The organism is Ectothiorhodospira variabilis (assembly GCF_022227625.1).
In the GTDB taxonomy this organism is placed as follows: Bacteria; Pseudomonadota; Gammaproteobacteria; order Ectothiorhodospirales; family Ectothiorhodospiraceae; genus Ectothiorhodospira; species Ectothiorhodospira haloalkaliphila.
The window spans coordinates 1-5402 of sequence record NZ_JAJNAO010000034.1; the positions used below are offsets into that span (position 1 = coordinate 1).

Below are 5402 nucleotides of genomic sequence, written 5' to 3' on the forward strand. Positions count from 1 at the left end.
GGCCAGCTCCGTTCGGCTCAGCCCAGGATAGTGGGCGATCAGCCTGCGGATCAGATCCAGTTGCGGTTCGTCGACGACATGGCCGCAAAAGCGCGGTCGGGGGGCGGGGTTGGCCATCACGTTTCCCAGGCAGGGTTGTCTCCAGCGCTACCCTACTCAAAGCCAGCCCTGATGTCCAGCCCCCCGAGACTGGATGGGACAAAAGCGTAATGCTCCCGCCGGAACGTGACCGGTGATTCCGTTACACAGCCGACAACCGCCACGGGAGCATTACGCTTTTGTCCCAGGCAAGATCCTTGTAAGTGGCTGATATTTCAGCGTGCGAGCCGTAACATGTTGATGTATCAGGGCCGTATCCATGTGATGGTGCTGGCCCGAAAACCGCCCTAGCAAAGGGTTGGGACAAAAGTGTAGTGCTCCCACCGCCACCACCCAACTGCACGCACAGGCTCATCCAACCCTCCTATGAGCTCACTGACAAAACTGACAATACCTCTTCCTACGCAGGCGTTCACCTTTTCGACCGGATAGGGGCCAGCAAACTCCTGCAGCGCCTGCGGATCCAGGTCGATGCCAATATTGCGCAACGCCGCCGGCTTGCGCTGCATGATCGCCCCACCACCGAGATGGGTTTCGATGTAGGTGTCGTGCGGCGGCATCAAGGCAATGATCGCTTGGTACAACCCGACCGTCGCCTTCGAACCGAAATAGCCGCCCATCGCATGCCTCCAATACCCGTGATCATGGAGGCCACCATAGCCCCGACGCGCTATAGCGTTAAGTCATTGCGGCGTGGCTGCAGGGGGGGGGCTGAACGGATACCTTCCTACATGGCCTGCCCTGGCACAGCGTGGGAGCCCATTGCGCTGCTTACGCACACTCCTGGGGATTTTCTGCCACTGCCTCATGCTTTCTCAACGCAATAAAATTGCACCCTCGATTAAAACTGCCATCATGGTTCCAAGCCGTCATCTAGAGGAACATTCATGGAAAGCGAACATGCAGCACATTCACTCGATCCGAGAAACCATGCGGCGGTGTGTGCCTTGCTCAGTGCCCGGCAGATCCCAGCGCCATCCCCAGCTCAGCTTGATCATGCAATATGCGTTCATGGTCCAAATAAAGTTCTTCGCGCACTGCGCCAGATCCAGGCATACTCAGATCACCGCGCCCATGGTGCCAGGATTTTTCTGAAAAACTCATTCATGGAGAGGCCAGCGCCTGCAGATAGTGAACAGCATACGCCGGACGAAAGAGAGCCTGACGGTAATATGGATTTTCATCAGTCAAAATCTCATCCGCAGATTCACGCGCACGACCACGGCATCTGCGGATACAGTGACCAAGCTGCACTGCGGGTGCTGACCCGTCAGGACGAATATCGACGGATGTGGCTTGAATTTCATATTGCGCCAGGCTTACCCCTTCATAGCGCCGGCTTTCGAGAGTACGCTTGGCATCACACCATCAGCTTCAGCCTCGGATTCACCGAAATACTTTCAATGCTTTCTGTTCTAACACGCCGACGTAGTGGCTGGGGTTTTTTTGATGACCTGGGGAACTGTGATCAGTCATTTCATGTCTCAATGGAAAACGGTTATCATCGTTTTGAGATCCTCACTGGCGAGGATAAATTAGTGATCCAATTCACGCCGACGGATGCATTTCGCCTAGCCAGTATCATCCTTTATCATTTACGCTGTAATGCGCCAGGAACACCGTCAGATATGGATATATTGAGGCTAATGGAGTTCACCATGGATCGGTCATCTGACCCAAAAAAATCATGAAAACGCTCGCACTCATCAACCAAAAAGGCGGCGTCGGCAAATCCACAATTGCCGTACATCTTGCGTACCAAGCCGCGAGCATGGGTCTTCGCGTTTTAATGGTGGACCTGGATCGCCAAGGTAGCCTGACAGCGACTTTCGCTCCAGATGCTTCATTGAGTCGCCATGACTGCGGCACTTTACATCCGCTTTATACCTCACTTCCCGGCCCCCCACTCAAGCCTCTCAATGTAGCCGAGGGTCTCTCACTGATACCAGCCTCAATTGAACTGGTAAACCTTGGAGTCTTGACCGATGCTGTCGCCACCCGGCCACGCGATCATTTGCGGCAGCTGTCTGAGGAGTTTGATCTTTGCCTGATCGATACTCCCGGCGCTTTGTGGTCGCCACCACCGAGCACCGTATCGGCGCTGATCGCCGCGGATGCTGTGCTATGCCCGTTCGGGCTTGGACGCTATGAGCATCAAGCGCTCGGCGACCTGTGGTACTTCATTCGCGATATCCGGAAGAAGGGCTATAACGCCAGGCTCCGCCTTCTGGTCTTGCTGCCCTCTCGCATTAACACGATGAGTCGGCAGGAGCGCGACGCGCTGCAGCAGATCCGGGCCAAGTTCGGATCCCTCGTGTTACCAATCAGTCTCGCCGAAAGAGCGCCCGTGAAGCAGGCCATCATGCTGCGCCGCCCCGTATGGCATGCCCCGCGCGGGCGTAGCCATCAGCAGGCAGCCCGTGACTGGGACGCCGCCACTCGGCTCGTCCTCAGCCGTGTTCTGGACAGCGTCCCGGCACCTGATTCCATCCCCCGCCCCTGAGTTGTCTGACAAGGAGTGCATATGTCTTCCGTTTTCACCACCAACACCGATGAATCATGTCTGCAGCAAGCCTTGTGCGTCGATCAAGATCCGAGCCAGCCACCTGCGTTGATCCCCGTGGACCAGATCCGCGAGTCGCAGCAAGTTCGTGGGGATTTCAGTGACGATGATCAGAGCCTGGTAGACTTGGCCCAGAGCATCAGCGACCACGGTGTCATTCAGCCAGTAACCATCAGACCTCATCCTGACGGCGAAGGCTATGAGATGATTGCCGGCGCCCGACGTCTGCGGGCCGCACGTATTGCAGGCCTGGAAGCCCTTCCTGCCTTGGTGAAGCCGCTGAATGACACCCAGGCCGCCGCCGTTCAGATGGCTGAAAACATCCATCGCAAGAATCTCACACAGGTCGAGCTGGCCCGGCAGATCCAGCATGATCTGTCACAGTGCGAGCAGGATCTTGATCGCTTGGCAGCTCAATACGGGAAAAGCAAGGCCTGGTTCACAAAGCACTTGGCATTGCTGGACCTGCCCTCCAACACATCACGATTGATCCAACACTCTCTGACCGACGACCTTGAAGTCATCTATACGATGCGTCGTATCGAGCAGCAGGATGCCGAAACGGCGCGGTCGTTGGTGGACCAGATCGCAGATCAGACAGTGGAGATCCCTCTGCGCAATTTTGTGCAACAGGCCAAGGCCTCCATGAAACCCAGCAAGTCCACCAAGTCAAAGCGCAAACCTGGCAAAAGAAAACCTGCCAAGATGCCCAAACCCACGTCTAAAACGCAGGCGATTCACGATTTTTACAACTTGGTCATTCACGAGGACTGTTCAGGCCGGGATGCCCTGGAAATGCTGTCCGAAAAAGACCGCCGCATGCTGCTTCAAAAAGCACAAATGTTGAGTGACGAAGGCGCTGAAATTGGCACCGGCGAGATACACGATGAGATCGTTCGCTTGATCCGCAGGAATGAGCTGTCAGGCCCTGGTGCATTGCTGATCATTGCATATTTACATCGGATGACGGATCTCCATGAAGAGCCCATTGAAACGATATTGTCGATGATCCCTGGAGTGGAGCGGTGAAGCAAGAGCACCGTCTTCAGAAGAAGGTTTCGCGGGCGCGAAACAGCCAAGAGCGGGACAAGTAAAGGGCAACGTAGACGGATTGTGGATGTCTTTTTCGCGCCTGCGAAACCATGCAAGGCAAAGCGTATTTTACGACCCTTTTTGATGCCTTCGTCCAGCTTTCGCGGGCGCGAAAATGATCAGATTGCATCCGCTCAAGCATTCAGGTTTTTGTTAAGTGGAAACTCCGTCGCGATTTCCCAATAGTTAAACTATGGAATGAATTGCTCATGTATGACACGCAGAACAGGTTAAATGCTCATGTATGACACGCAGAACAGGTTAAAGGTAAACGGATTCGCTGGTGATTTGAACTCGATCATGAACATTCGCATGGATGAACTCGCCTGGGATGCAACCATGGCGGCAGAGGAATTCATGCGACAGGCCTATGCTTCACGCGAGCAGAGGCCCCGATCATGGTTTCGCCACGCGGTCCGGGTTCGGCGCGGCAATTCCGAGTCGGGCGCGGTTTACATCGAGTGGTTGAAGATGGAATGGAAGCTGACCAGCAAAGGCAGAAAGTATGTTGGCAAGCATGTGAAGAAGGGTCCAACGACCCGGTATCCTGCCTCACGGTTCTCCCCCGTTGATAGCCGCGAAGCGAACCTTATCGAGTACTACGAGGATTACTTCGAATTGATTCGCGAGCAGGTGACCCTGATCGGCGACATCCGCCGGGCAATGGCACCGCGACTGAAGCGCCTGTCGAACTGGAAATGGCCAGAGCTGGAGCCGGATATTTACTGATGAACTTCGCACCCGACACCCAGGCAACCTGGATCGAGGTCGACTCCGACCTGGATCTGGGGATCGGAACCGCCGGCCGCATCCCGGCCAAGTGGGTCCACAACATGCTCTTCGGCCGATTCATCCCCGGCGCCTACATCGCTTACCGCCTCCACCCTTTCGGTGAGGACACGCAACTGGTGGAATGGCAAGTGAACCCTTTTGGAGATCCTTGTCACGGCTGGGCAAGGCCACCCTGGATGCTGGCCTATACTCCTGTCTTCGGTCATAGCCTGCTCAACGAAGATGGCCCCCTCCAGTGCATCGTCAGCTGGCGGCCTGGTTGGACTGAACCCGTGGCCAAACGCTTCTGGGATGGATTCCATCGCTGGGATCCCGATGCGCGTCGCTTTCGTCGCCTTTGCCAGAAGCCTTGGTGCGGACTCCGCTGATCGTCCAGCTTATGGGCGATCACCAACCGCCTGGATCAATAAACCAATTCCACCTCAGGGCGACGATGCGCAGGTACCTGGCACCCCTGGTGACGGACTGCGCCACTCACGCGTGATGCCACACTCGCGTCGCTTCGCTTCGGGCCCGACCGCCCTGACCGAATCACTGTGGAACAGTTGGCCAAATGGCCTGGAATACGCAGCCTGGCCACGATGACCGCCGTGATCGGCTACCCTATGGACCCACCCACCAAGATACCCAGACCATGGGCAACACCCTCCCCAACCCCCACGACACCCTGTTCAAGGCTCTGCTGGAAGATCCCGAACGAGCCGGCGCCCTGCTGCGCGAAAGCCTTCCCAAGGCCCTCACCGACAAGATGAGCGGGGATCCCCAGCCCGTGGAGGGTTCCTTCACCGACGAGAACCTGCGCGGCACCCACAGTGACCGCTTGTTCCAGGTGGCCCTGCAGGATGGCCGCACTGCT

7 protein-coding genes are annotated in these 5402 nt (G+C 56.4%); 6 read left to right on the forward strand and 1 reads right to left on the reverse strand.

The window, feature by feature from the left end; translation table 11 throughout:
* Positions 1-386: 386 nt before the first annotated feature.
* A complete protein-coding gene (locus LPW30_RS15675; RefSeq protein WP_239681334.1) occupies positions 387-719 on the reverse strand; it encodes a hypothetical protein in 333 nt (110 codons plus the stop codon).
* Between the two features lie 267 nt (positions 720-986).
* On the opposite strand from LPW30_RS15675, the gene LPW30_RS15680 reads away from it, so the two are divergent.
* From LPW30_RS15680 to LPW30_RS15705, 6 genes are all read left to right on the forward strand, one after another.
* Positions 987-1790, forward strand: coding sequence for a hypothetical protein (locus tag LPW30_RS15680; RefSeq protein ID WP_239681335.1), 804 nt, complete (start codon positions 987-989; stop codon positions 1788-1790).
* Positions 1787-2602, forward strand: a complete 816-nt coding sequence (locus LPW30_RS15685; RefSeq protein ID WP_239681336.1) for a ParA family protein — start codon at positions 1787-1789, stop codon at positions 2600-2602. Before LPW30_RS15680 ends, LPW30_RS15685 begins: the two co-directional genes overlap by 4 nt.
* Positions 2603-2623: 21 nt before the next feature.
* A complete protein-coding gene (locus LPW30_RS15690; RefSeq protein WP_239681337.1) occupies positions 2624-3691 on the forward strand; it encodes a ParB/RepB/Spo0J family partition protein in 1068 nt (355 codons plus the stop codon).
* Between the two features lie 303 nt (positions 3692-3994).
* Complete coding sequence (mobI, locus tag LPW30_RS15695) at positions 3995-4483, forward strand: conjugative transfer protein MobI(A/C) (RefSeq protein WP_239681338.1); 489 nt, start codon at positions 3995-3997, stop codon at positions 4481-4483.
* Positions 4483-4914, forward strand: a complete 432-nt coding sequence (locus LPW30_RS15700; protein ID WP_239681339.1) for a hypothetical protein — start codon at positions 4483-4485, stop codon at positions 4912-4914. Before mobI ends, LPW30_RS15700 begins: the two co-directional genes overlap by 1 nt.
* A 266-nt stretch (positions 4915-5180) precedes the next feature.
* A partial coding sequence (locus LPW30_RS15705; protein ID WP_239681340.1) for an Rpn family recombination-promoting nuclease/putative transposase occupies positions 5181-5402 on the forward strand: 222 nt, incomplete at its 3' end.

Coding starts and splice junctions, on each gene's coding strand:
- LPW30_RS15680 (WP_239681335.1), top strand. CDS start 987: ATGGAAAGCGAACATGCAGCACATTCACTCGATCCGAGAAACCATGCG.
- LPW30_RS15685 (WP_239681336.1), top strand. CDS start 1,787: ATGAAAACGCTCGCACTCATCAACCAAAAAGGCGGCGTCGGCAAATCC.
- LPW30_RS15675 (WP_239681334.1), bottom strand. CDS start 719: ATGGGCGGCTATTTCGGTTCGAAGGCGACGGTCGGGTTGTACCAAGCG.
- LPW30_RS15690 (WP_239681337.1), top strand. CDS start 2,624: ATGTCTTCCGTTTTCACCACCAACACCGATGAATCATGTCTGCAGCAA.
- LPW30_RS15700 (WP_239681339.1), top strand. CDS start 4,483: ATGAACTTCGCACCCGACACCCAGGCAACCTGGATCGAGGTCGACTCC.
- mobI (WP_239681338.1), top strand. CDS start 3,995: ATGTATGACACGCAGAACAGGTTAAAGGTAAACGGATTCGCTGGTGAT.